This window comes from Kineococcus anabasis (assembly GCF_054590795.1).
This window is the reverse complement of record NZ_BAAIHU010000007.1, coordinates 532,822-555,715: the sequence shown is the minus strand read 5'-3', so window position 1 is coordinate 555,715 and position 22,894 is coordinate 532,822. Positions and strand designations below refer to the sequence as shown.

The window sequence follows — 22,894 nt, the reverse complement described above, 5'->3', positions numbered from 1 at the left end:
GGGCCGGGGCGGCGACCGCCGGGGCGGGCGCTCAGGCGGGCCGGTGCAGGTCCGCCCCGTCCGGCTGCCAGAGCTGGACCTGGTTGCCCTCCGGGTCCTGCAGGGAGGCGAACCGGCCGTTCGGGTAGACCTCCGCGTCCGCCTCGACGGCGACGCCGCCGCCCCGCAGCTGCCCGACCATCGCGTCGAGGTCGTCGACCCTGAAGTTCAGCGCCCAGGAGTGCTCCCCGCCCCGGCCCGCGCCACGCGCCGGCGCAGGCCGCCGGGGGTCACGCGCCGGTCAGCACCACGCTGTTGCCGTCCGGGTCGCTCAGCTCCAGGATCCGCGCACCGCCGCCGGACTGCGGGCCGGGGTGCCGGACGGAGGCCCGGGTCAGGCGCTCGGCGGTGGCGTCGAGGTCGTCGACCCGCAGGACCAGCGAGCAGCGCCCCGCACGGCGGGGGTCGTGGAACACCTGCACCCCGCTGCCGTCGGGCAGGTACCACTCCAGCAGCCCGCTCATCGGCCGGGTGTCCGCGCCCCGGTCGAACAGGGTGGAGTACCAGGACTCCGCGGTCGTGAGGTCGCTCACCAGCGATCCGGCGAGCACGTGGGTGAAGGTCATGACAGGACGGACTCCCGGCAGGGCGCGGAATCACCGGTCCTGGTCAGGTGGGCGCCCGTCCCCCACCGGGGCGGTGCGGCCCGCGCACTAGCCTCGCCCCCGTGCAGCCCGACCAGCCCGGTCCCGACGTGACGCCCCCCGCCGGCCGCTGCGCGGTCGTCGTCCCCGCCAAGGACGAGGCCGAGCGGATCGGGGCGACCGTCCGCTCCGCCTCCCGCATCGAGGGTGTCGACCTCGTCGTCGTCGTGGACGACGGCTCGCGCGACGCCACCTCCGCCGTGGCGCGCGCCGCCGGGGCGCTCGTGGTGCGCCACCCCCGCAACCGCGGCAAGGCCGCCGCGATGGAGACGGGTGCGCGCACGGTCGCGGTGCACGACGCCTCCAGCCCCGGAGCCGGCCCCCGGGCGCTGCTGTTCGTCGACGCCGACCTCGGCGACACCGCCGCGAACACCGCGCCCCTGGCGGTGCCGGTCCTGGCGGGGGAGGCGGACATGACGATCGCGGTCCTGCCGCGCCAGGCCACGGCGGGCGGCGGGCGCGGGCTGGTCGTGAACCTGGCCCGCTCGGGCACCCTCGCCGCCGTGGGCTGGTCGCCGCAGCAGCCGCTGTCGGGGATGCGCTGCCTGACGCGGGCGGCGTTCGAGGCGGCGCGGCCGCTGGCGCGCGGCTGGGGTGTGGAGACGGCCATGACGATCGACCTGCTGCGCGCGGGCCTGCGCGTGGTGGAGGTGCCGTGCGACCTGCACCACCGGGTCACGGGCAGGAACTGGCGCGCGCAGCTGCACCGCGGGCGGCAGTACCGGGACGTGGCGCTGGCGCTGGCGGCGCGGCGGTGGGGCCGGCGCGCGGCGGGGCGGTGACCGCCGCGCGACCCCGGGCGGGCTCGACGTGGGCGGGCCGCGCGCGGGCGGGCTGCGCCTGCGCGCTGGTGGCCCTGCTGGCCTGGGTCGTGGTGGCGGTGCTGGGGGAGTCGGCCGCGGTGCCGGGGCTCGGGCCGGGGGCGGTGCCCCTGAGCCTGGGTGGGCGGCCGTCGTCGGCGCTGGTCTCGGCGGTGCAGGCGGTGGCGGTGCTGGCGGCCACGGCGGGCACGTGGCTGATGCTGGCGGCGGTGGCGCGGGGGTGGCGCCCGCCGGCGCGGCGGGTGCTGGCCGCGGGGGCGCTGGCCGCGGGGGTGCTGGTGCTGGTGCCGCCGGTGGGGTCGGCGGACCACCTGAGCTACGCGGCGTACGGGCGGATCGCGGCGCTGGGCGCGGACCCGTACGTGGTGGCGCCGGAGGACTTCCGCGGCGCGTCGGGTGCTGCCGACCCGGTGGTGTCGGCGGTTCGCGCGCCGTGGGAGGACACGGTCGCGGTGTACGGGCCGGTGGCGACGGCGCTGCTGGCGGGGATCTCGGCGGTGGCCGGGGAGTCGGTGGCCCGCACGGTGTGGCTGTGGCAGCTGGTGGTGGCGGCCTCGTGGCTGGCGGCGGCGGCGGGCCTGCACGTGGCGCTGCGGGGCCGGGAGGCGGCGCGGGCGCGGGCGGCGGTGCTGTGGACGCTGAACCCGCTGCTGCTGGGCGTGGGGGTGCTGGGTGCGCACCTGGACGTGGTGGCGGGTGCGGCGGCCCTGGGGTGCCTGCTGCTGGCGTGGCGTCGCCCGCTGGTGGCGGGGCTGCTGCTGGGCGCGGCGGTGGGCTCGAAGCTGCCGTACGGCGCGGTGGGGGCGGGGCTGCTGTGGGCGTGGTGGCGCTCGGGTGGACCCGCGGGCGGCTGGGCCGGCTCCACAGGCACACGTCGGCGGGGACGTTGCGCGGGCGACGCGCCGGTGTCGCGCGACGCGACTGGGGGCACCTCCCGCTTGCGGGGGACCCCACCACCGCGTCCCGCGCGCGAGCCGGGGTTCGGGGCGCGGCACGTGCTGGCGGGGCTGGCGGGTGCGCTGCTGGTGCTGGTGCCGGCGCACGTGTGGGCGGGTGCGCACGTGTACGACCAGGTGCGGGCGGCGGGGCGGTTCGTGTCGCTGGCGACGGTGTGGCGGCCGCCGGTGGAGGCGGGGTACCCGCGGGGCCTGCTGCTGCCGGGGGTGCTGGTGCTGGGGGCGGTGCTGCTGGCGGCGTGGTGGCCGGCGCTGCTGGCGCGGCGCCCGCTGCTGGGGGAGGCGCTCCCGGGGCGCGCGCCCGGTGGTGAGGTCGTGCGGCACGCGGCGCCGGCGACGGTGGCGCTGGTGCTGGTGTACCTGCTGGCGGGGCCGTACGTGCTGCCCTGGTACGACGCGCTGCTGTGGGGGCCGCTGGTGCTGTTGGCGCCGTCGTGGCTGGACCGGCTGCTGGTGGTGCGCGCGGGCGTGCTGGCGCTGGCGTACGTGCCGGGGCTGGTGGAGGGGATGAGCCCGGCGGTGGAGGCGCTGACGCTGGGGTTCCGCCGGGAGGTGGGGCCCTGGGCGGCGTGGGCGGTGCTGGTGGTGGCGGTGGCGGGCGCGGTGCTGGCGCGGCGGCGTGAGCTGGACCAGGCGTTGTAACCGTGGTTACATCTGGGCCGTGCCGTCCTCCCCCGGCGAGTGGGTGCTGCTAAGCCACCGCACGCCCCGCGAGCCCTCCGCCCCGCGCATCGCCGTGTGGCGGCGGCTCAAGCGCCTCGGCGTGGCCCAGCTCGGTGACGGCCTCGTGGCCCTGCCCGCCGACGCCCGCACCCGCGAGCAGCTGGAGTGGGTCGCCGAGGAGGTCCTCGAGGCCGGTGGCACCGCGTCCGTGTGGCTGGCGCGCCCCGCGGCCGCCGCCCAGGAACGTGCGCTGGCCCGTTCGATGGCCGACGCCCGCGCCGCCGAGTACCGCGAGCTGGCCGCCGCCGCGCGCGAGGCCCTGACCGCCGGGGACCCCCAGCGCGCCTTGAAGCGGCTGCGGGCGCAGTGGCGCGAGGTCGGCCGCCGCGACTTCTTCCCCCCGCCCGAGCGCGAGGAGGCCGCAGCCGCCCTGCGGGACCTCGCCGCAGCGCAGGGGGTCGCAGCGCAGGGGAGGGTGAGCGCGTGAGGTGGGCCACGAGGGCCGGCGTCCACATCGACCGCGCCGCCTGCGCCTGGCTGATCCGGCGCTTCGTCGACCCCGACGCGGAGTTCGTGTTCGTCGCCGACCCCTCCGAGGTGCCCGCCGACGCCACGCCCTTCGACATGCGCGGGGTGGACCTCGGCCACCACGGCGGCGACTGCACGTTCGAGACGATCCTGCGCCTGCGCGACCTCACCGACCCCGTGCTGTGGCGCATCGCGGAGATCGTCCACGAGGCCGACCTCGACGACGGCCGGTTCGACGCGCCGGAGGCACCGGGCCTCGACGTCGTGCTGCGCGGGCTGTCCCTCACCGGCACGGACCCCGAGACGCTCGCCGTGTCCGGGCCGATCTTCGACGGCCTCCACGCCTACTTCCACCGCGCCCTGCTCCTGGGCCGCGAGCCCGCCTGAGCACCGAACTCCCGAGAGGCAGAGACCCTGTGACAGCCGACGAGACCGCCCTGCGTCCCGCGGGCGGCGACCAGCGCGACCTGGTGCCGTTCCGCGAGGCCGTGCGGACGTGGTTCGCCATCTCCCTGCAGACCTTCGGCGGCCCCGCCGGGCAGATCGCCGTCATGCAGCGCACCCTCGTCGACGAGAAGCGCTGGATCGGGCAGAAGCGGTTCCTGCACGCGCTGAACTACTGCATGCTCCTGCCCGGCCCGGAGGCGCAGCAGCTCGCGATCTACACCGGCTGGCTGCTCAACGGCACCCGCGGCGGCCTGGTGGCGGGGACGCTGTTCGTCCTGCCCGGGGTCGTGGCGCTGCTGGCGCTGTCCGTCCTGTACGCCGCGGCCGGGGACACCGCCCTGGTGAGCGCCCTGTTCGCGGGCCTCGCCCCGGCCGTGCTGGCCATCGTGGTGCAGGCGGTCCTGCGCGTCGGCAAGCGAGCCCTGGCGCACCGCGCGCTGGTGGGCCTCGCCGTGGGCGCCTTCGTCGCGCTCGCCGCGTTCTCCGCCCCGTTCCCCCTCGTCGTGGCGGTGGCGGCCCTCGCCGGCTGGGCCCTGGGCCGCTGGGCCCCGCACGTCCTGGCCGGTGCCGGCGGCGGGCACGGCAAGGCCGCCGACGGGCCCGCCCCGGTCATCTCCGACGACGTCCTGCACACCGAGAAGCCCTCCGCCGCCCGCGCGGTGAAGGTCCTCGCGATCGGCCTGGTGCTGTGGGCGGTCCCGGTCCTCGCCGTCGCGCTGTGGACGGGCCGCGACAGCGTGTTCACCCAGCAGGGGCTGTTCTTCTCCGGCACCGCGCTCGTCACGTTCGGCGGCGCGTACGCCGTCCTCGCCTACGTCGCCCAGCAGGCCGTGGAGCGCTACCAGTGGCTGGCGCCGGGGGAGATGGTGCGCGGCCTGGCGCTGGCCGAGACGACACCCGGCCCGCTCATCATGGTGGTGCAGTTCGTCGCGTTCCTCGGCGCCTACCGCAACCCCGGCGGCCTGGACCCGTGGGTGGCGGCCGTGCTGGCCTCGCTGCTCACCACCTGGGTGACGTTCGTGCCGTGCTTCCTCTTCATCTTCCTCGGCGCCCCCTACGTGGAGCGGCTGCGCAGCAACAGGGCCCTGTCCTCCGCGCTGACCGGTATCACCGCCGCCGTGGTGGGCGTCATCGCGAACCTGGCCGTCTACTTCGCCCTGCACACCCTGTTCGCCGCGACCACCACCGCCTCCGCCGGGCCGCTGTCGGTGGAGCTGCCGGTCCTCGGTTCGGTGCGCTGGGCGTCCGTCGTCATCGCCGCCGCCGCGGGCGTCATGATCTTCAAGCTGAGGTGGTCGGTGCTGCGCACGCTCGGGGTGTGCGCCCTGCTGGGCCTGGGGACGCTGCTGCTGCCCTGACCCTCCCCCGCCCGTCTCCGGGTCCGGGTGACGATCGGGCGGTGCCTCCCCGCCCTTCTCCGGGTTCGGGCGACGATCGGGCGGTGCCTCCCCGCCCTTCTCCGGGTCCGGGCGACGATCGGGCGCATCTGGACCGCCCGAATCTGGAGATGGGCGGGCGGCGCGCGAGCGCGGGCGCGGAAACGGGCCGGTTCGCTACGGTCGGAGGGCCGCGGTCGCGGGACCGCCGGCGTCCGGAACGGGATCGGCGACGCCATCGGTGGAGGCGGCATGGGCAGGGCACGGCGCAGGACGGTGCGGTTCCTCACCCCGGCCGCCGCCGCGGCGGCTGCCCTGGTGCTCGGCGCCGGGCACGCGGCGGCCGCCCCGCCGTCCCGCTCGCCGCTGTCCGGGACGCAGGTGCGCGACCAGCCCGTCACGCGCGTCGCCGGGCCGGACCGCATCGACACCGCCGTCGCAGCTTCCCGCACCGCCCTGCCCCGCGGCTCCGCCGGTGGCGCGGTGCTGGCCCGCGCCGACGACTACGCCGACGCCCTGGCCGGCACCGCACTCGCGGCGCGGTACGGCCCGTTGCTGCTGACGCGCGGGACGCGCCTGGACCCCAGGGTGCGCGCCGAGCTCGAACGCGTCCTCGCTCCCCGGGTCACCGTGTTCATCCTCGGCACGGAGGACGTCATCGGTGCCGGGGTCGCCGCGGAGCTGCGGAGCATGGGGCACGACGTCACCCGGCTCGGCGGTGCCGACCGCTACGCGACGGCCGCGGCGATCGCCGAGTTCGTCAGCCCGGAGGTCGGCACTCCCGGCCGCCCGTGCACCTATGCGCTCGCGACCGGCCTGGACTTCCCCGACGCCCTCACCGCCGCGAGCACCGGGCTGCCGCTGCTGTTCAGCAGGGGCTACACGATGCCGCCCGCCACCCTGCGGGAGATCGCCCGCTGCCGCGGCGACGCCGACGGGCGCGCCCTGCACCTCGACGTGCCGGTGCGGCTGACCGCCGTCGGGGGCCCCGCCGCCCTCGCCGGTGAGCTGGACCCCGCCACGACGTACTTCCGCAGCGACGTCGACACCCGGGTCTCGGCGGTCGCCGGGCGCGACCGGTACGAGACCTCCGCCCTGGCGATCCGCCTGCGGCTGGGCACCGGCGAGGAGCCCGCGCAGACCGTGGTCGTCGCCACGGGCAGCGACTTCCCCGACGCCCTCGTCGGCGCCGGGACCCTCGCCCACTCGGACCTGAACCTCTACGACGGCCGCCCGCCGGTGGTGGTCCTCACCGCGCGGCACGAGCTGCAGCAGCGGGCCCGGGAGCTGCTGGCCGACCCGCGCCTGCCCACCAACGGCGCGTTCGTCATGGGTGGCGCCGACGTCCTCACCGACGCCGTGGCCGGGCAGGTCCGCACCGCCGTCAACGCCGTCGGCCCGCGCGTCCCCTGATCGCGCAGCGCCGCGGCTCCCCCCGGCGGCCGGCCCGGGAACCGGCCACCCTCCCCCCGCCCGTCTCCGGGTTCGAGCGCGGGGCGCGCGCTGCCCGACCGCCCGTCTCCGGGTTCGAGCGCAGGAGAGGGCCCTTGGTGCGCCAAGACCCGGAGATGGGCGGGGGGAGGGGGCCCTTGGTGCGCCCATACCCGGAGATGGGCGGGGAGAGGGGGCCCCTGGTGCGCCCATACCCGGAGATGGGCGAGAGGGGCGCGGGAGGGGACGCACCGACCCACCGCGCGGGCGGGAGCCGGTCCGGGACAGGATGCAGGCATGAGCGCGGTCCCCGGTGTGCACTCGGAGGTGGGCAGGCTCCGCACGGTCCTGGTGCACCGCCCGGACCTGAGCCTGGAGCGGCTCACCCCCAGCAACCGCGAGCGGCTCCTGTTCGACGACGTGCTCTGGGTGGACCGGGCCCGTGACGAGCACGACCAGTTCGTCGCCGAGCTGCGGGCCCGCGGGGTGGAGGTGCTGCACCTGCACGACCTGCTGACCGAGACGCTGCGCTCCGCCGAGGCGCGCACGTGGGTCCTGGAGCGGGCCGTGACGCCCACGACCGTGGGGCCCGGCGCGGTGGACGACGTGCGCGCCGCGCTGGACTCCCTGGGCGCGGAGGACCTGGCGGTGCACCTCGTGGGCGGCCTGACGTGGGGGGAGCTCGCCGAGCGCGGCACCGGGTCGCGCTCGCTGACGGCGGTCACGGCCGGGGCGCAGGGTTTCGTGCTGCCGCCCCTGCCGAACCACCTGTTCACGCGGGACTCCTCGTCGTGGGTGTACGGCGGGGTGTGCCTGAGCACGATGTCCTCCCCGGCGCGGGTGCCGGAGGTCGTCAACGTCGCGGCGGTGTACCGGTTCCACCCGAGGTTCCGCGACGTCGGCTCCCCGTTCTGGTACCCGCACCGCGGGGCGGACGGGGAGTTCGACCCGGCGGAGTTCTCCGGCGCGTCCGTGGAGGGCGGGGACGTCATGCCCGTCGGGAACGGGGCGGTGCTGCTGGGCATGAGCGAGCGCTCCACGCCGCAGATGGTGGAGCGCCTCGCGGCGCGGCTGCTGGACGACGGGGCCGCCGAACGGGTCGTGGCGGTGGCGCTGCGCAGCGAGCGGGCCTTCATGCACCTGGACACGGTGCTGACGTTCCTGGACCGGGACGCCGTCACGGCCTACCTGCCGGTGGTGGAGGAGGCCCGCGCGTACACGATGCGGGCCGGGGAGCGTCCCGGCCGGGTGGACGTGCGCGAGGAGGGTGACGTGCTGACCGCCGTGGCGGGGGCCCTGGGCCTGGCGCGCCGGGACCTGCGGGTGGTCCCGACGGGCGGGGACGCGGCGCAACAGGAGCGGGAGCAGTGGCACGACGCGAACAACGTCGTGTGCATCGAGCCGGGTGTCGTGGTCGCCTACCACCGCAACACCGGCACGAACTCCGCGTTCCGCCGTGCGGGCGTGGAGGTCGTGGAGATCGAGGGTTTCGAGGTGGGCAAGGGCCGCGGCGGCGGGCACTGCATGACGTGCCCGGTGGCGCGGGACGCCTGAGCCTGTCGGACCCCGCTGCTCCACTGGGTGCATGGATGCACGACGCACCGCCGTCTGGGCCGTCGTCCACGCCGAGCGCGCGGCGCTGGCCCGGGACCTGGCGGACCTGCCGCCCGACCGGTGGGGCGCCCCGACCGCCTGCCCGGGGTGGGACGTCCACGACGTCGTGGCCCACCTCGTCGACACCGCCCGGACGACGAGGTGGGGTTTCCTGCGGGACATGGCCGTCGCCCGCTTCGACTTCGACCGGCAGAACGCCCTCGGGATCGCCCGGGAGCGGCGCGAGGACCCCCGGGACACCCTCGCCGCGCTGCGGTCCGTCGTGACGCTCACCAGCACCCCGCCGGCGCCGCTCGCCACCCGGCTCGTGGAGGCCTTCGTCCACGGGGAGGACGTCCGGCGGGCCGCCGGGCTGGCGGGGAGCTACCCGGCCGCGCACGTCGCGGACGCGCTGGGGCACCAGCTCCGCACGACGGTGCGGATGGGCGGCGGGAGGGAACGCGCGGCGGGTCTGCGGCTCGTGGCCCCGGACGCCCCGGTCGACGCGGGGTCCGGGCCGCAGGTGCACGGGTCCGCCCTCGCCCTGCTCCTCGCGGTGTCCGGGCGCCCGGTCCGCCCCGGCGAGCTCACCGGTCCCGGGGTGGCGACCCTCACCGGACGCGCCACCGCGTGAGGTCCCGCGCCCCGGCCGGAACCGGGGCGCGGGCCGTGGCTCAGCCGCAGAACGCCCCGTCGACGAGCTGGTCGGAGCCGCGGAACTCCCCGGGGTCGGGGGCGGTGGTGAGCGAGACCACCACCCTCTTGCGGGTGTCGGCGGTGCTGAACGCGACGCTGAGGTAGCCCGGGATCCCACCGGTGTGCCCGTACGTGGTGACCCCGCAGCTGGTGGGGGTCACCACCAGGCCGAGCCCGTACTGGGGGGACACCGCGGTGGTGCGCTTCATGTCCGCGAGCTGGGCCGCGGGCAGCAGCTCCCCGTCGAGGAGGGCGTCGAGGAACCGGTCGAGGTCGGCGGTGGTGGAGACGATCTCCCCGGCGGCCCCGGCGACGGTGGGGTTGAGGCGGGTGAGGTTGACGACCTGCCCGCCGATGCGGGCGTAGCCGTGGGCGTGCGGCGGCGGCAGGGCCACCGTGTCGCCGGGGACGGACGTGCCGCGCAGGCCGAGGGGCCCGATGATGCGCCGCTGGACGGCCTCGCCGTAGGGCCGGCCGGTGATCTTCTCGATCAGCAGCCCGGCGACGAGGTAGTTGGTGTTGGAGTACTCCCACCTCGTGCCGGGCTGGAACCGCAGCGGGAGCTTCGTGGCGAGGCCGACGAGGTCACGCGCCTCGTGGTGCTGGTAGCGGGCCTTCTCGTACGTGGCGGGGTCGGCGAAGAGGGCGTCGCCGAGGACCTGGTCGGTGTAGTTCTCCAGTCCGCTGGTGTGCTGGAGCAGCATGCGGACGGTGATGCGGTCGCCGTCGGGCAGCAGGCCGGGCAGGTGGCGGGAGACGGGCTCGTCGAGCTGCACCTTCCCCTCGGCGACGAGCTGGAGCACGACGGTGGCGACGAACACCTTCGTGATGCTGCCGGCGCGGAACCGGCCGTCGAGGGGGACGGGGGTCCTCCGGCCGTGGTGGGCGGTGCCGCTGCGCAGGACGCTCTGGTGCCTGCCGTCGGTGAGCCGGGCCTGCACGCCCTGCGCGCCGGAGGCGGCGAGCTCGTCCAGCGCGCGCTGGGCGACGGCGCGGTCGGCGCCGCGCCCGGGCGTGGTGGCGGGTGCGGTGGCGGTGGGTGCGCCGAGGAAGGACGCGGTGGCATCGGGCGCGGTGGCGGTCGGTGCGGCGGTGGCGGTGGCGGTTCCCACCGGGATCGCCAGGATCGTCGTGCTCAACAGGGCGGCGGCCGCCGCCCGGCGCCGTCGCCGGGTCGTCGTGGTGCTCATCGGGTTCCTCCCCGTGGTCGGTGGTGCCCCGACGCTCCCGGGGCGCGGGTGGGGGAGGCGACCGCCGTCCGTCGTGGCGTGATCATCCGAAGGTCGCGGATTCCCCGGAGCCGAGGGCTGCGCCGCTCAGCCCTCCTCCTGGGGCGAGGGCTGCGCCGGCTCCGGCACGACCACCTCCGTCACCGGCACGCCGTGGTCCGAGCGCGCCGACGGCAGCCACAGCGTCTCCCCGTCGACGACCACGCCGGGCCGCTCCCGCGGGGCGGAGAACCGCTCGTCGTGCAGGTGGTCGTTGAACACGCGGGTGCTGACGACCTCCCCGACGCGGCCGGGGAACTCCGCGAGGAACTCCTGGCTGACGAAGATGTGGTCCAGGAGCTGGTACCGCCCGTCGTGGATGTGCGTGTACGCCACGTCGCGGTAGCTGCGCAGCCCCTGGATGTCGTGGACGCTGTAGAGCTGCACGTCGGAGGCGGCGAGCCTGCGCTGCGCCGACAGGTAGCGCGGCGGTTCCTCCCCGGCCACGACCTGGGTGGAGACGGCCGTGAGGTCGTCGTTGAGGTCGCCGAGCAGCAGGACGGGCTCCCCGCGCCCGCCGTCCGGCCCGTCCAGCAGGGACACCACCATCGCCCGCAGCGCCATCGCCTCCACGGCCCGCAGCGTCAGGGAGCGCACCCGGCCGGCGGCCTGCGCGACGGGGTCGCGGGGGTCCTCGTCGGAGAGGTACTTCGGCCGCTTGGACTTCAGGTGCGCCACGAGCACCGTCGCCGGCACGTCCCCGGGCAGCACGACGCGGGCGCGCAGCACGGGGCGCTGGAACCGCCGCACGGCACCGTCCGCGGCGTCGCCGTCGCGCGGGCGGTGGTCCACGAGCTGCACGGGGACCTGCACGTGGCCGGGGAAGTCGCGCACCGCCTCGCACGAGAGGACGGGGAACCGCGTCACGAGCGCCACGTGCGGGCCGGTGGCCTCCTCGCCCCCGTCCTCGCGGGCCGTGATGTTCTCCCCGCGGTCGATCCCGGGGGCCAGGACGGAGGCACCGCGCAGGTACCCGCTGGCCGCGACGGTGCGGCGCAGCGCCTCGGCGCTGAACACCTCCTGGAGCCCGGCCAGGTCCACCCGGCCCTCGTCGAGCACCGACGCGATCCAGCGCGCCTTGTCCGCGAACAGCTCCTCGGGGTACGGCGCGGCGTCCCCGCGGCCCGCGAAGAACACCCCGGGGTGCAGGAGGTTCTCCGCGTTGAACGTCGCGATGCGGTAGCTGCTCACCACTGCGCGTCCTCCGGGTGGTTGCCGAACCCGAGGTGGGACAGGCGCGCCGCCGCGGCCGCCGGCGCGGGGCGCTTCGCGGTGAGGAACTCCACGACGGCGTCGAGGTCGTCGGTGAACAGCACCATCTCCCGGTAGCGCTCCCGCTGCCCGCCGAGGGCGAAGAGGGACTCCAGCAGCGCGTCCACGGGCAGGGTCCTCGTCCAGAACTCCACCCCGAGGAACACCATCGGCGCGAACGGGGAGTCCTCGGTGGCGTAGTAGTTCTGCGCCGCGTCCTGGAAGACCTCCTGCAGGGTGCCGGCACGGCCGGGGGTGTAGACGATGCCGTTGGTCGCCAGGGCGAGCAGCACGTCCTCGCGGATGCTGTTGAGGAAGTACTTCGCGATGTGGCTGGCGAGGGGGGAGAACGGCTCGTGGCCGTAGTGCCAGGTGGGCACGGCCAGGCTCTCCCCGCCGTCGCGGTAGCGCTCCCGCACCGTCACGGCGGGCACGGTCCAGCGGTGCAGCGCGGCGACCAGCTCCCCGGACACCCGGCCGGAGGGGTCCACGACCTCGGTGGCGTGCGGCAGCACGGGCTCCCCGGCGAGCAGCTCCAGGGCGTCGTCCAGCTCCCCGTCCCCGCGGCCGGCCAGCAGCGCCCCGAGGTGGGTGGCCTCCATCGCACCCGGCCCGCCGCCGCTGGCCATGAGGAAGCCGCCCTCGGTGAGGCGCTTGGCGAGCGCGGCGATCTGCCGGTAGGGCCCCGAGCCGCGCGGCTCCCGGTGCCCGCCCATGATGGCCGCGGTGGGCCGTGCCCGCGCGGCCAGGAACGCGTACATCGCGCGGGCGACGGAGTTGTCGTGCAGCGCCTGCATCATGTCGGCGTACGGGTCGTGCGGGGCGGCGCGCCCGCTGCGCACGAAGTACCGGTACGAGCGGAAGTCCAGGGTGCGGGCCAGGCTCGCGGGGTCGGCCGGGTCGAAGCCGTCGAGCAGCTCCTCCGGCACGTACAGGGAGTGCCGCACCGGCTGGAACGGCGGGTCTGCGGAGTTCGCGTCCACGGCCGGCCTCCTCGCTGTCGGGGACGGCCATCGTGGCCGCCGCACCCCGAGCCTGCCAGCGCTCAGCCCTCCGCGCCGGGTCCGCCCTCCGGCAGGGTGGTGAACCAGGCCGCGTAGGGCGTGTTCCGGGCGAGGTGCCGCGTCAGGTCCGGCGTCCCGTCGTCCCACCACACGGGGCCCCGCTCGCCGAGGGCGTGCTTGGCGGCGTCCACCCGGGCCCGGGCGGCCTCCCGCGCCTCCTCGTCCCCGGCGCGCATCGCCACCCCCTTCGCGCGGCGGGCCGCCATGAGCTCGGCCACCAGCTCCTCCCGCCGGGCCGGGTCCAGCGACGGGTCGGAGCGCCGCCACAGCCGGCCCCGGACCACGAGGTAGCGCCCGTCGGGCGTCACGGGTTGTTCCACCCGGCGACTGTAGGCAGCGGCGGCTGCTCCCGCGCGGTGCGGCGGCCGGCGCGAGCAGCCGCTGCCGTCTCCCGCCCGGAGGTCGTCAGCGCCCGCAGTCCGGGCAGGCCCTGCTCCCCTGCAGGCGGCGCAGCAGCTCCCGGAAACCGGCCGGGTCCGGGCGCACCACCGCGCCGGTGCTGGAGAACACCAGGTCGCAGCGGCCGGTGATGTCGGCGGCGAGGTAGGTGTACCCGCCCACCGGTGCCGTGGCGGGGTCGGAGTCGGGGGAGGTCTGCAGGTCCACCTGGACGAAGTCCGCGTGGGCGGGCACGCAGCCTGGTTCCCCCTCCAGCCGGGGCGCGCCGTCCACGGCCTCGGCGATCCGCCGCAGGAGTTCCGGGTCGGCGGAGTCCCCGCCGTCGCCGTTGCCCGGTCCGTCGGTGAGCCGGCCGAAGGTGAGGGGTTCGCCGGTGGCGAGGACAGGGGCGTCGCGTTCGCCCGGGTCGGGGGCGACGGTGACGCTGTCGAGCAGTTCCCGCCGCTGCTCCGCGGTACCGGTGACGACGACGGAGACCCCGCGGGTGGGCAGGGTGAGGGTGGCGACCCCGACGCCGAACCGCGCGGGTGGCCCGTCCGTGAACCACAGGGGCACACCGCTGCGCAGCTGCATCCCGGGCTCCGCGGGGTACCCGGTCTGCCAGTCGCGGCGGGCGAGCGGCTGGACGACGGCGCCGTGTCCCTCCTCGCACCAGCCCCGGCCACCGGGAACGACGGAGACGACGACCGTCCCGGGGGCCGGGCACAGCTCCGCCTCGTCCCGGCGCACCGCCTCGTACCCCGCCGCCGTCACCTCCACGCCGTTGATGCCGCGTTCCGTCACCGCGGGCGGCGCGGGCGTCCACGGCGGCGCGGGCTCGGCGGTCCGCGTCGCGGGGGGCAGCCGGTCCGGCCGCACGGCGGAGCCGCCGGGCAGCGATCCCGCGACGGCCAGCACGGCGCACGCGGCGGCGGTCCCGCAGACGGCCCACGCCGTGGCGCGGCGGCGGGCTGCGGTGCGGCGGCGCAGCACGGCGCCGACGGGGTCGCTCTCACGCGGCACGGCGGTGCGTGCGGCGGAGGCGAGCAGGTCCTTGACGTCGGTGTCGTTCACCGCAGCACTCCGTTCCCGGGGCGGACCCCGGCGCCGGGCCGGTCGGGGGAGGTCGCGCGCAGGCGTGCCAGGGCGCGGGAGGTGCGGGACTTGACGGTGCCGACGGAGCAGCCGAGGGCGTCGGCGGTGTCCTGCTCGCTGAGGTCGAGCCAGAACCGCAGCACGAGGACGAGGCGCTGCGGGGCGGGCAGCTCCGCGAGCAGGCCGAGCTGGGCGAGGTCCTCGCCGTGGTGGGGGTCGCCGGACAGCAGGGTGCCGAGGCGGACGAGGGCGGGGTAGCGGGCGGCGGCGTACTCGGCGAAGCCGGGTGGTCCGGAGCCGTCGTCCCGGGTGCGGGTGCGGGGCATCACGTCCCCTGGAGGGACCTGGGCCCCCCGGCGGGTTCCCTCCCGGCGCTCACCCCACCAGCGGCCGGACCTGCTCGGCGGCGAAGCGCACGAACCCCTCGGGGTCGGGGTCGTCGGCGGTGGGCTGCAGGACGACCGCGTCCGCACCGGCCTGCGCCCAGCGGTTCACCGCCTCGGCGACGGCGGCGGCGTCCCCGGCCACGCCCGCGCCGGTGGCGGGGTCCATGTCCCAGGAGCGGCGGGAGGCGTCGAGGCGCTCGGCGGCGCCGGGCCCGGTGGCGGTGAGCAGGTACACGGTGACGCGGTGCGGCACGTCCTCGCGGCCGGCGGCGCGGCGGCCCTCCTGCACGAGCTCCACGGCGGCGCGGACCCCGTCCGGGCCGAGGTCGGCGGTCAGGAGGGTGCCGTCGGCGACCTCCCCGCACAGCCGGAGCGTGCGGGGTCCCTGGCCCCCGGCGTGGATCGCGGGGAGGGGCGCGGGCGGCCAGCCGAGCCGCACGCGGTCCAGGTGCACGTAGCGGCCGGAGCGGTTCACCTCCTCGCCGGACAGCAGCGCGCGCAGGGCCTCGACGTGCTCGCGCAGCAGCGTCAGCGGGGACTCCACCCGCACCCCGACCTGCCCCATCCAGTCCTGCACGCCGTGGCCGAGCCCGGCGTGCAGGCGGCCGGGGAACATCCGGTGCAGGCCCGCGAGCTCCATCGCGGTGAGGGCGACGTTGCGCAGCGGGACGGGCATCAGGCCGATGCCGACCGCGAGGCGTTCCGTGGCCCCCAGGGTGGCGGCGGCGGTGGAGATCCCCGCCTCCAGGAAGCAGTCCTCCCACAGCCACAGCTCCTCCAGCCCGGCCGCGTCGGCGGCCCGGGCGACGGGCAGGAGCCGCTCGGGGGGCAGCTGGGGGAGGAACACGGCACCGAGGGTCGTCATCGTCGCTCTCCTGGCAGGTCCGGGCCCGGTCGTCGGGTCGTCGGGGCCATGCCTAGCAGACGGGTGCCCGCCCGCCGCTCGCGCGGGGCGCGGAGCGGCGGGCGGGCCCGGGGCCGGCTCAGGCGGCCCGGTGCGTCCCGGTGCGACCGGGAAGGTCGACCACCGGGAAGTCGATCTCCGTGCGCGCCAGCGAGTTGAGGTAGTTCGTCAGCACGTTCAGCGCGACGTGCGCGACGACCTCGGCGATGGCGGCGTCGTCGAGGCCGGCGGTGCGGGCGGCGGCGAGGTCCCCGTCCGCGACGGCGCCGCGCTGCCGCACGACGGCGAGCGCCAGCGCGATGCACGCGGCGGTGCGCTCGTCCTGCGAGCGCCCGTGCAGGGCGGCGTCCAGCTCGTCGGGGGAGACGCCGGCGCGGGCCCCGAGGACGGTGTGCGCGGAGGCGCAGTACCCGCAGTCGTTCTCCGCGGCGACGGCGAGGGCGACGCGCTCGGCGACGGCGGCGCCGAGGGAGCCGCGGGCCAGGGCCCCGGCGAGGGCGAGGTAGCCGTCGAGCACGGCGGGGCTGGTGGCCATGACGCGCGTCATCAGCGGGACGGTGCCGAGGGAGCGCTCGACGCGGTCGAGGAGCTCGCGGCTGCGGCCGGAGGCGGTGGCGTGGTCGACGGGGGCGAGGCGGGACACGGGTCCTCCTGGGTGGGGTGCGGGTTCTGCGGCGGATCGCCGTGGGGTGGAGCATAGGCACTAGATAGGACTCCTAACAAGTATGTGAGGAGTCCTATCTGTCGTATCGTGGCGTCGTGGAACCGTCCCCGCCCCGGGACGTCGCGGAGGACGCCGCGGCGGTGCCCGACGGCCTCGACGCCCGGCTCGCCGCCGCCGTCGAGCGCCTCGGTGCGGCCCAGCGCGGCGCCCTGCGCGCGCGGGCGTCCGCGGCGGGCCTCAGCCCCATCCAGGCCCAGCTCCTCGGGTGCCTCCGGGACGCCCCGCCCGCGCGCCGGCGCACCGGGGCCCTCGCGGCCGAGCTCGACGTCACCGCACCGACCGTCAGCGACGCGGTCGCCGCCCTGCGCCGCAAGGGCCTCGTGACCGCCGCGCCCGTCCCCGGCGACCGGCGCGGACAGGTCCTCGCCCTCACCGACGCCGGGCACGACGTGGTCCGCGGCGCCCTCGGGCCGGCCGACCCCCTCGCCGCGGCCCTCGCCGGCCACGACGGGCCCGGGGCCCGGGCCCGCAAGGAGAGCGCCCTGCCCCTCCTGCTCGACCTCGTCGCCGACCTGCACCGCGCGGGCGTGATCGGCGTCGCGCGCACCTGCACCACCTGCCGGTTCTTCCGGCGCGACCTGGCCCCCGGCACCGCCGCCCCCCACGCCTGTGCGCTGCTCGGTGCACCCCTGGGGCCGGGGGACCTGCGCGTCGACTGCGCCGAGCACGAGAGCGCCTGAGCCGCCGGGCCTGCGCCCGGCCGTGCCCGGTGTCAGGATGCTGGGGACGCCGGACGCGCAGGAGGTGACGCCGTGACGGGGCCGCTGGTCACCGTGCTGGGTGAGGCCGTCGTGCACGCCGACCCCGAGCTCGCCGTGTTCACCGCCACCCTGACCGCGGAGGAGCGCGACCGCGCCCACGTGCTCAGCCGCATCGGGGACCTGCACAAGCGGGCCTGGCACAACCTCGTCGCCCTCGGCAACGGCGTGAACGTCGAGACCGGGTCGGTGAGCGTGCACCCCCGCTACAGCGACCCGATCTCGCTGCGGCGGCCCCCCTGGTTCGTCGCCTCCGCGGAGCTGCGCGTGGAGGTCACCGACTTCCCGCTGCTGCCGGAGGTCCTCGCGGTGCTGGGCGTGCTCGACGGCGGCAGTTTCTCCGGCCCCACCTGGCAGCTGCGCCCCGACAGCGACGTGCACCGCCGTGCGCGCCGCGCCGCGGTGCAGGACGCCCTGCGCCGCGCCGAGGAGCACGCCACGGCCCTGGGCTGCACCCTCACCGAGCTGCTGGAGCTGAGCGACCCGGCCGACGGGCCCGGGGGGCTGCCGTACGCCCGCGGCCACGAGGAGGCGCTGTCCGCCACCGCGGCCGCCGGCGGGGGACTGGCCGAGCTGGACCTGCGCCCCGTCCGGCAGCGGGCCCACGGCGCCGTCCGCGCCCGGTTCCGCATGACGGTCCCCGACCTGGACACGCTGCTGGAGGCGCTCCCGCCGGTGCTGTGAGCGGCCGCTCCCGGATGCCCCCCGCGGCCGGCCGGGGCATCATGGGGCGCCGTGCGCGGACGCGGACCGGGCTGGGGGGTGCCGTGCCGCGGAGGGCCGAGCGGAGGGTGGCGACAGGTGGCGGACGCAGCGGGCGTGGACGTCCTGATCGACGTGGGGGGTGCGCCGGAGGAGACCTGGCGCGAGGACTACCCCTACGACCGGAAGATGACGCGCAAGGAGTACGACCGCACGAAGTACGCCCTGCAGATCGAGCTGCTCAAGCTGCAGAACTGGATCAGGAGCAGGGGCGAGCGGCTCGTCATCCTCTTCGAGGGCCGGGACGCCGCCGGCAAGGGCGGCACCATCAAGCGGTTCACCGAGCACCTCAACCCCCGCGGTGCGCGGGTCGTCGCCCTGGAGAAACCCAGCGAGCGCGAGGCCGGGCAGTGGTACTTCCAGCGCTACGTGGAGCACCTCCCCAGCCGCGGGGAGATCGTGATGTTCGACCGCTCCTGGTACAACCGCGCGGGCGTCGAGCGGGTCATGGGGTTCTGCACGCAGGAGGAGTACGAGGAGTTCATGCGGCAGACCCCGTTGTTCGAGCAGATGCTCGTCGACGACGGGATCCACCTCGTGAAGTTCTGGTTCTCCGTCTCCCGCTCCGAGCAGCGCACCCGGTTCGTGAACCGGCAGACCGACCCGGTGCGCCGGTGGAAGCTCAGCCCGACGGACATCGCCAGCCTGGACCGGTGGGACGACTACACCGCCGCCAAGGAGGCCATGTTCTGGTACACGGACACCGACGAGGCGCCGTGGACGGTCGTGAAGAGCAACGACAAGAAGCGTGCCCGCGTCGAGGCGATGCGCCACGTCCTGAGCGAGTTCGACTACGACACCAAGGACCCCGGGGTGGTCGGGACCCCCGACGACCTCATCGTGATCCACAACCCGGCCATCTTCGACGCCGGCCTGCGCCCGGACCAGCCGCCGTCGCTGCAGCTGCCGCGCTGAGGACCCGGACGCGCCGGGACACCGGACGCGCCGGGACACGGGGAGGCGCGGCGAACCCCGATCCTCCCGCCGTGCTCCGGAGCGGCACAAGACCTTGACACCCCCTGTCGCCGGGACGAGGCTTCGTCGCGCCCGGCCCCGGCACCAGCGGCGCAGAAACCGGTCCGTCCACCGCCCGTGCCGGTGCGCCGGTGTGTCCACGCCTGCTCCACCGATTCCTCGGGAGCTCCAGATGCGACGACGCACCACACCGGCAGCCCTCCTCTCCCTCGCGCTCACCTCGCCCCTCACCGTTCCCGCGGCCGTCGCGGCGGCCCCGTCCCCCGTCCGGACCGCGGTCGTCGCGACCGGGCTGGACAACCCCCGCCAGCTCGGCTGGGACCACAGCGGTTCCGCCCTCGTCGTGGCCGAGGCCGGCCGCGGCGGTGACACCTGCTTCGGTGAGGGCGAGGAGCAGGTGTGCGTCGGTCTCACGGGAGGCATCAGCAGGATCCCGGACCCCGCGAAGGCGAGGAACGTCCGGCCGCAGCGGATCGCCACGGGCCTGACCTCCATCGCCGGGCCGTCGGGGAGCTTCGCGGTGGGCGCCGACGGCGTGGCCGCCACCCAGGTGCCCGGCGGGTACGCGGTCGTGCAGACCACCGCACCCCCGCCGGGTGCCCTGCCGCCCGGGTTCGTCCCCCCGCCCGGGTCCCTCGAGCAGCTCGGCCGGCTGCTGTTCACCGGGCGTGGCCACATCCACCTCTCCACCGACCTCGGGGCCGCCGAGGTCGCGAAGAATCCCGACGGCGCGCAGATCGAGTCCAACCCGTACGCGGTGCTCGTGGTGCCCTCCGCCGGCCGGTCGCCGGGCTACGCCCTCGTGGCGGACGCCGCCGCGAACGCCGTCTGGAGGATCTCCTTCGCGCCCGGGGTGGCCGACCCGGTGAGCGTCTTCGCGGCGTACCCGACGGAGGCCGGTGACGAGGAGACGCCCGAGTTCGTCCCCACGTCGCTGGCGAGGGACCACGCCGGCAACGTCTACGTGGGCGGGCTGGGCAGCGAGCAGCCCGGCGCCGCCGAGGTCGTCAAGTACTCCCCGGACGGCCGCGAGCTGCGCCGCTGGGGTGGTTTCACCGGGATCACCGGCGTGGCGGTGGACCGGGCCGGTGCGCTGTACGTCTCGCAGCTGTTCGGGTCGGCCCCCGGTCCGGACGGTCCTCCGCAGGGCCCCGGCGACGACGTGCCCGGCCCGGGTCCCGGCGCGCCGGGGGACGTGGTGCGCGTCACGGACGCCGGGCGCACCACGGTACCCGTGCCGTTCCCCGCGGGCCTGGCCGTGGACCGCGCCGGCCGCGTGTACGTCTCCGCGTTCAGCGTCTCCGACGCCGACGGCACCCCCGCCGGTGCGCAGGGCCCCGGCATGCCCGGCGGCCAGATCTGGCGTCTGTCCTTCTGAGCCGGGAGCGCGACCGGCTCCGGCTCTGAGGGCCCCGCGCGGCCGCGGCCGCGCGGGGACCTCAGAGCCAGTTGCGCCGGCGCAGCACCCCGTACAGCGCCGCGCAGACCGCGGCGATGACGGCGAGGACCACGAAGTAGCCGTACCGGGTGCGCAGTTCCGGCATGTTCTCGAAGTTCATGCCGTAGATCCCCGCGATGGCGGTCGGCACCAGCGCGATCGCCGCCCACGCCGAGATCTTGCGCATGTCCTCGTTCTGCCGCACCGCCACGCGGTTCTGCTGCACCCCGACCTGGGCGAGGTGTGCCTGCAGGACGTCGGTGAGGAGGGCGTCGTAGCCCTCGATGGCCTCCGTGGCGCGCAGCAGGTCCTCGTGCACGCCCCAGCGGGCGTCCCCGTCGTCCCCGTCGAGCCGTTCCAGCGGCCCGGCCAGGGGTGCCACGGCCCGCTTGAACTCCAGCACCTCCCGCTTGAGCTTGTAGATGCGCTCGGCGTGGTCGGCGGTGTCGCCGCTGAAGACCTGGGCCTCGATGTCGTCGACGTCGGTGGCGATGGCGTCGACGACCTCCTCGTACCCGGCGACGGCGAGCTCGGCGAACCTCCGCAGCACCACCTCGGGCCCCTCGAGGGTGGGGGTGGGGTCCTCCTCCAGCTCGGCCCGCACCCGTGACGGGATGTCGGACTCCCCGTGGCGGACGGCGATGACGAAGGTGCGGCCGAGGAACACCGCGACCTCCGCGACGTCGACGACCTCCTGGCGGTCGACGTAGCGCACGGGCTTGACGACGGCGAACACCACACCCGGGTAGTCCACGATCTTGGGTCGCTGGTGTGCGGTGACGGCGTCCTCGACGGCCGCCGCGGGCAGGCGGAAGGGTTCGGCGAGGCGGGCCACGTCGGCGGCGCTGGGCCCGTGCAGGCCGATCCACACGAACCCGCCGTGCCGCTCGGCCGTCTGCAGCGCCCTGCCGAGGTGCTGGACGGGGTGGACGCGCCCACCGGAGTACAGGCGGCAGTCCACGACGGGCAGGCGCGCGTCGAGACCCTCCATGGCGCGCAGGTCCAGCCGGTGCGCGACGGGCGGGCGTGCGCCGGTCCGGCGCGGCGGCGGGAGCTGCGCGGGGACGGCTCCGGCCGGGTCCGGCCCGCCCCCGGCCGGCGCGAGCGACCAGCCCAGCGTCCCCAGGGCGCGGTCCAGCCAGCGGGGAGCGGGACGGGACGGCACGGGCGGGACCTCCTGGTGGCGGGGCGGCACCGGAAGGGTACGGGCAGGCGGGGCCGCCGGACGGCCCGCCGGAGGCCCCCGCGCGCCCACCCGGGGAGGTGTGGGGGGGCGCGTCGTGCCAGTCTGGAAAGGTGCCCGCCTGTTCCACCGCCCCGCCCCTGGAGCTGCGGCTGCCCGGTGAGGCGGCCTCGGTCGGCCCCGCCCGTTCCTTCGTGGCCGAGGCGCTGCGCGGGTCGGGGCTCGGTGAGCTGGTCGACGACGCGGAGCTGGCCGTCGCGGAGCTGGTGACGAACGTCGTGATCCACGCCCGCACCCCGATGGTGGTGCGGGTCGCGGGGGCAGGCGCGGGGGCCCGCGTGGAGATCTCGGACGGCTCGCCGGTGCTGCCCAGCCCCGGGTTGCTCTCCGGCACGGCGGTGAGCGGGCGCGGCCTGATCCTCGTCGACGCCCTCTCGGCCCGCTGGGGTGCGGACCCGGTGCCGGACGGCGGCAAGACGGTGTGGTTCGAGATCTCCGAGGCCGCGGCCGGGCCCGCGGAGGAGCCCTCGCCGGAGGACCTGCTGGAGATGTGGGCGGCGTTCGACGAGGAGGCGTTCGGTGACGTCGCCGCGGAGGGTGGTGCCGGGCAGCAGGAGGAGCGCCGCGTGCACGTCGTCCTGCGCGGGGTGCCCGCCGAGCCGCTGCAGGTGTCGCGCGCGAACGGGGAGGACGTCCTGCGCGACCTGCAGCTGCTGCTGCTGAGCGACGAGGCCCGGACCGGCGCCGACGGGAGGTCGTCCCGGCACCTGCACCTCGCGCGGCGGCTGGATGCGGCGGCGCGGGCGGCGGAGAGCCTGCGCTCGCAGCTGCGGCACGAGGCGCTGCGGGCCGTCGCCCACGACCTCGACGCCGTGGACCTGGAGCTGGAGCTGACGGCCGCCGACGCCGACGCCGCCCTGGAGCTCAGCGACGCGCTGGACGAGGCGGTGCGCCTGCACGCCGAGGGCGGGCTGGCGGCCGCCGCGGGCCTGGAGGAGCACGCGCGGTTCCGCCGCTGGTACCTGCGGGAGATCGCCGCCCGCGTCCGCGCCGCCGCGGCGGGGTGAGGGTGCTCAGGCGGCCCAGGGCGGGCTGAGCCGCCGCCCGTCCACGACGGCGTGCATCCCGGCGGTGGTGCAGGCGAGCAGGTGCGCGGGCTCGCCGCCGGGGTTGGACAGGGCGAAGGCGGTGCCGGCGGGGACGGCGAAGGTGTCCCCGGCCGCCAGGGCGAGGTCCCCGTCGTCGAGGACGAGCACGACCTCGCCGCGCTGCACGACGAAGACCTCGTCGGCGCTGGTGGCGTGGCGGGGCGAGCGGGCGCCGGGCGGGGCCTCGACGGTCCACAGGGCGACCTGGGAGGACCCGAGGGAGGGGGTGGCGCGGGAGCGGAACGTGAAGCCGTGGGCGGTGTGGGCGGGCGCGTCGGCGTCGCGGACGAGGGGCATGACGTCTCCTTCGGTCAAAGTGGTTGACTGAGACCGTAGGGACCGGGTACCGCCCCGGTCAAGCACCTT

The 22,894-nt window shown here is 76.6% G+C and carries 24 protein-coding genes and 1 pseudogene; 13 read left to right on the top strand and 12 right to left on the bottom strand.

Annotation, left to right across the window (positions count from 1 at the left end):
• Positions 1-31 precede the first annotated feature (31 nt).
• Positions 32-247: pseudogene (locus ACYQBY_RS13395) on the bottom strand (VOC family protein); the annotation flags it as partial.
• Between the two features lie 22 nt (positions 248-269).
• Positions 270-605: a VOC family protein gene (locus ACYQBY_RS13390; RefSeq protein ID WP_459644343.1), complete on the bottom strand. Its 336-nt coding sequence runs from the start codon at positions 603-605 to the stop codon at positions 270-272.
• A gap of 101 nt (positions 606-706) precedes the next feature.
• Between ACYQBY_RS13390 and ACYQBY_RS13385 the strand changes: the two genes are divergently transcribed.
• From ACYQBY_RS13385 to ACYQBY_RS13350, 8 genes are all read left to right on the top strand, one after another.
• A complete protein-coding gene (locus tag ACYQBY_RS13385) occupies positions 707-1,465 on the top strand; it encodes a glycosyltransferase family 2 protein (protein WP_459644342.1) in 759 nt (252 codons plus the stop codon).
• A complete protein-coding gene (locus ACYQBY_RS13380; RefSeq protein WP_459644341.1) occupies positions 1,462-3,102 on the top strand; it encodes a hypothetical protein in 1,641 nt (546 codons plus the stop codon). Before ACYQBY_RS13385 ends, ACYQBY_RS13380 begins: the two co-directional genes overlap by 4 nt.
• Before the next feature lie 19 nt (positions 3,103-3,121).
• Positions 3,122-3,610 (top strand): Chromate resistance protein ChrB, encoded by a 489-nt coding sequence (locus ACYQBY_RS13375; protein ID WP_459644340.1) that lies wholly within the window; start codon positions 3,122-3,124, stop codon positions 3,608-3,610.
• Entirely contained in the window at positions 3,607-4,038 is a 432-nt protein-coding gene (locus ACYQBY_RS13370) for a chromate resistance protein ChrB domain-containing protein (protein WP_459644339.1), read from the top strand. The genes ACYQBY_RS13375 and ACYQBY_RS13370 overlap by 4 nt, the downstream gene beginning before the upstream one ends.
• A gap of 29 nt (positions 4,039-4,067) precedes the next feature.
• Positions 4,068-5,456 carry a chromate efflux transporter gene (chrA, locus tag ACYQBY_RS13365; RefSeq protein WP_459644338.1) on the top strand — a complete coding sequence of 463 codons (1,389 nt, stop codon included), beginning with the start codon at positions 4,068-4,070 and terminating at the stop codon, positions 5,454-5,456.
• A 270-nt stretch (positions 5,457-5,726) separates the two neighbouring features.
• The gene (locus ACYQBY_RS13360) at positions 5,727-6,887 is read left to right on the top strand and encodes a cell wall-binding repeat-containing protein (protein ID WP_459644337.1); all 1,161 of its coding nucleotides are present in this window, start codon (positions 5,727-5,729) and stop codon (positions 6,885-6,887) included.
• 315 nt (positions 6,888-7,202) lie between these two features.
• Positions 7,203-8,459, top strand: a complete 1,257-nt coding sequence (locus ACYQBY_RS13355; protein ID WP_459644336.1) for an arginine deiminase — start codon at positions 7,203-7,205, stop codon at positions 8,457-8,459.
• Positions 8,460-8,490: 31 nt separating this feature from the next.
• Positions 8,491-9,132 (top strand): maleylpyruvate isomerase family mycothiol-dependent enzyme, encoded by a 642-nt coding sequence (locus ACYQBY_RS13350; RefSeq protein ID WP_459644335.1) that lies wholly within the window; start codon positions 8,491-8,493, stop codon positions 9,130-9,132.
• A gap of 40 nt (positions 9,133-9,172) precedes the next feature.
• Here the strand turns inward: ACYQBY_RS13350 and ACYQBY_RS13345 are convergent, their stop codons facing one another.
• The 8 genes from ACYQBY_RS13345 to ACYQBY_RS13310 form a co-directional block, all read right to left on the bottom strand.
• Entirely contained in the window at positions 9,173-10,384 is a 1,212-nt protein-coding gene (locus ACYQBY_RS13345; RefSeq protein WP_459644334.1) for a serine hydrolase domain-containing protein, read from the bottom strand.
• Positions 10,385-10,510: 126 nt separating this feature from the next.
• The gene (locus tag ACYQBY_RS13340; protein WP_459644333.1) at positions 10,511-11,653 is read right to left on the bottom strand and encodes an endonuclease/exonuclease/phosphatase family protein; all 1,143 of its coding nucleotides are present in this window, start codon (positions 11,651-11,653) and stop codon (positions 10,511-10,513) included.
• On the bottom strand, positions 11,650-12,696 hold the full coding sequence (locus ACYQBY_RS13335; RefSeq protein ID WP_459644332.1) for an LOG family protein: 1,047 nt from the start codon (positions 12,694-12,696) through the stop codon (positions 11,650-11,652). Before ACYQBY_RS13335 ends, ACYQBY_RS13340 begins: the two co-directional genes overlap by 4 nt.
• A 62-nt stretch (positions 12,697-12,758) precedes the next feature.
• Positions 12,759-13,097 (bottom strand): hypothetical protein, encoded by a 339-nt coding sequence (locus ACYQBY_RS13330; protein ID WP_459644331.1) that lies wholly within the window; start codon positions 13,095-13,097, stop codon positions 12,759-12,761.
• 85 nt (positions 13,098-13,182) lie between these two features.
• Entirely contained in the window at positions 13,183-14,229 is a 1,047-nt protein-coding gene (locus tag ACYQBY_RS13325; RefSeq protein ID WP_459644330.1) for a hypothetical protein, read from the bottom strand.
• A complete protein-coding gene (locus ACYQBY_RS13320; protein ID WP_459644329.1) occupies positions 14,226-14,576 on the bottom strand; it encodes a sigma factor-like helix-turn-helix DNA-binding protein in 351 nt (116 codons plus the stop codon). The genes ACYQBY_RS13325 and ACYQBY_RS13320 overlap by 4 nt, the downstream gene beginning before the upstream one ends.
• Positions 14,577-14,625: 49 nt before the next feature.
• Positions 14,626-15,501 carry an LLM class flavin-dependent oxidoreductase gene (locus ACYQBY_RS13315; protein ID WP_459644328.1) on the bottom strand — a complete coding sequence of 292 codons (876 nt, stop codon included), beginning with the start codon at positions 15,499-15,501 and terminating at the stop codon, positions 14,626-14,628.
• 118 nt (positions 15,502-15,619) lie between these two features.
• Positions 15,620-16,183: a carboxymuconolactone decarboxylase family protein gene (locus ACYQBY_RS13310; RefSeq protein WP_459644327.1), complete on the bottom strand. Its 564-nt coding sequence runs from the start codon at positions 16,181-16,183 to the stop codon at positions 15,620-15,622.
• 116 nt (positions 16,184-16,299) lie between these two features.
• On the opposite strand from ACYQBY_RS13310, the gene ACYQBY_RS13305 reads away from it, so the two are divergent.
• From ACYQBY_RS13305 to ACYQBY_RS13290, 4 genes are all read left to right on the top strand, one after another.
• Complete coding sequence (locus ACYQBY_RS13305) at positions 16,300-16,944, top strand: MarR family winged helix-turn-helix transcriptional regulator (protein WP_459644326.1); 645 nt, start codon at positions 16,300-16,302, stop codon at positions 16,942-16,944.
• Between the two features lie 72 nt (positions 16,945-17,016).
• Positions 17,017-17,706 (top strand): SIMPL domain-containing protein, encoded by a 690-nt coding sequence (locus tag ACYQBY_RS13300; RefSeq protein WP_459644325.1) that lies wholly within the window; start codon positions 17,017-17,019, stop codon positions 17,704-17,706.
• A gap of 117 nt (positions 17,707-17,823) precedes the next feature.
• Positions 17,824-18,699, top strand: a complete 876-nt coding sequence (gene ppk2 / locus ACYQBY_RS13295; protein WP_459644324.1) for a polyphosphate kinase 2 — start codon at positions 17,824-17,826, stop codon at positions 18,697-18,699.
• A gap of 232 nt (positions 18,700-18,931) precedes the next feature.
• On the top strand, positions 18,932-20,137 hold the full coding sequence (locus ACYQBY_RS13290; protein WP_459644323.1) for a ScyD/ScyE family protein: 1,206 nt from the start codon (positions 18,932-18,934) through the stop codon (positions 20,135-20,137).
• 61 nt (positions 20,138-20,198) lie between these two features.
• Here the strand turns inward: ACYQBY_RS13290 and ACYQBY_RS13285 are convergent, their stop codons facing one another.
• Positions 20,199-21,362, bottom strand: coding sequence for a magnesium and cobalt transport protein CorA (locus ACYQBY_RS13285; RefSeq protein WP_459644322.1), 1,164 nt, complete (start codon positions 21,360-21,362; stop codon positions 20,199-20,201).
• Between the two features lie 131 nt (positions 21,363-21,493).
• Between ACYQBY_RS13285 and ACYQBY_RS13280 the strand changes: the two genes are divergently transcribed.
• The gene (locus tag ACYQBY_RS13280) at positions 21,494-22,447 is read left to right on the top strand and encodes an ATP-binding protein (protein WP_459644321.1); all 954 of its coding nucleotides are present in this window, start codon (positions 21,494-21,496) and stop codon (positions 22,445-22,447) included.
• Between the two features lie 6 nt (positions 22,448-22,453).
• Here ACYQBY_RS13280 and ACYQBY_RS13275 read toward each other — a convergent pair whose 3' ends face one another.
• Positions 22,454-22,825, bottom strand: coding sequence for a cupin domain-containing protein (locus tag ACYQBY_RS13275; protein WP_459644320.1), 372 nt, complete (start codon positions 22,823-22,825; stop codon positions 22,454-22,456).
• Positions 22,826-22,894 lie beyond the last annotated feature (69 nt).

Bases quoted from the DNA above. Each gene is read 5' to 3' on its own strand.
- ACYQBY_RS13345 (WP_459644334.1), bottom strand. From the start codon at position 10,384: ATGAGCACCACGACGACCCGGCGACGGCGCCGGGCGGCGGCCGCCGCC.
- ACYQBY_RS13320 (WP_459644329.1), bottom strand. From the start codon at position 14,576: ATGCCCCGCACCCGCACCCGGGACGACGGCTCCGGACCACCCGGCTTC.
- ACYQBY_RS13390 (WP_459644343.1), bottom strand. From the start codon at position 605: ATGACCTTCACCCACGTGCTCGCCGGATCGCTGGTGAGCGACCTCACG.
- ACYQBY_RS13290 (WP_459644323.1), top strand. From the start codon at position 18,932: ATGCGACGACGCACCACACCGGCAGCCCTCCTCTCCCTCGCGCTCACC.
- ACYQBY_RS13350 (WP_459644335.1), top strand. From the start codon at position 8,491: ATGGATGCACGACGCACCGCCGTCTGGGCCGTCGTCCACGCCGAGCGC.
- ACYQBY_RS13355 (WP_459644336.1), top strand. From the start codon at position 7,203: ATGAGCGCGGTCCCCGGTGTGCACTCGGAGGTGGGCAGGCTCCGCACG.
- ACYQBY_RS13360 (WP_459644337.1), top strand. From the start codon at position 5,727: ATGGGCAGGGCACGGCGCAGGACGGTGCGGTTCCTCACCCCGGCCGCC.
- ACYQBY_RS13315 (WP_459644328.1), bottom strand. From the start codon at position 15,501: ATGACGACCCTCGGTGCCGTGTTCCTCCCCCAGCTGCCCCCCGAGCGG.
- ACYQBY_RS13275 (WP_459644320.1), bottom strand. From the start codon at position 22,825: ATGCCCCTCGTCCGCGACGCCGACGCGCCCGCCCACACCGCCCACGGC.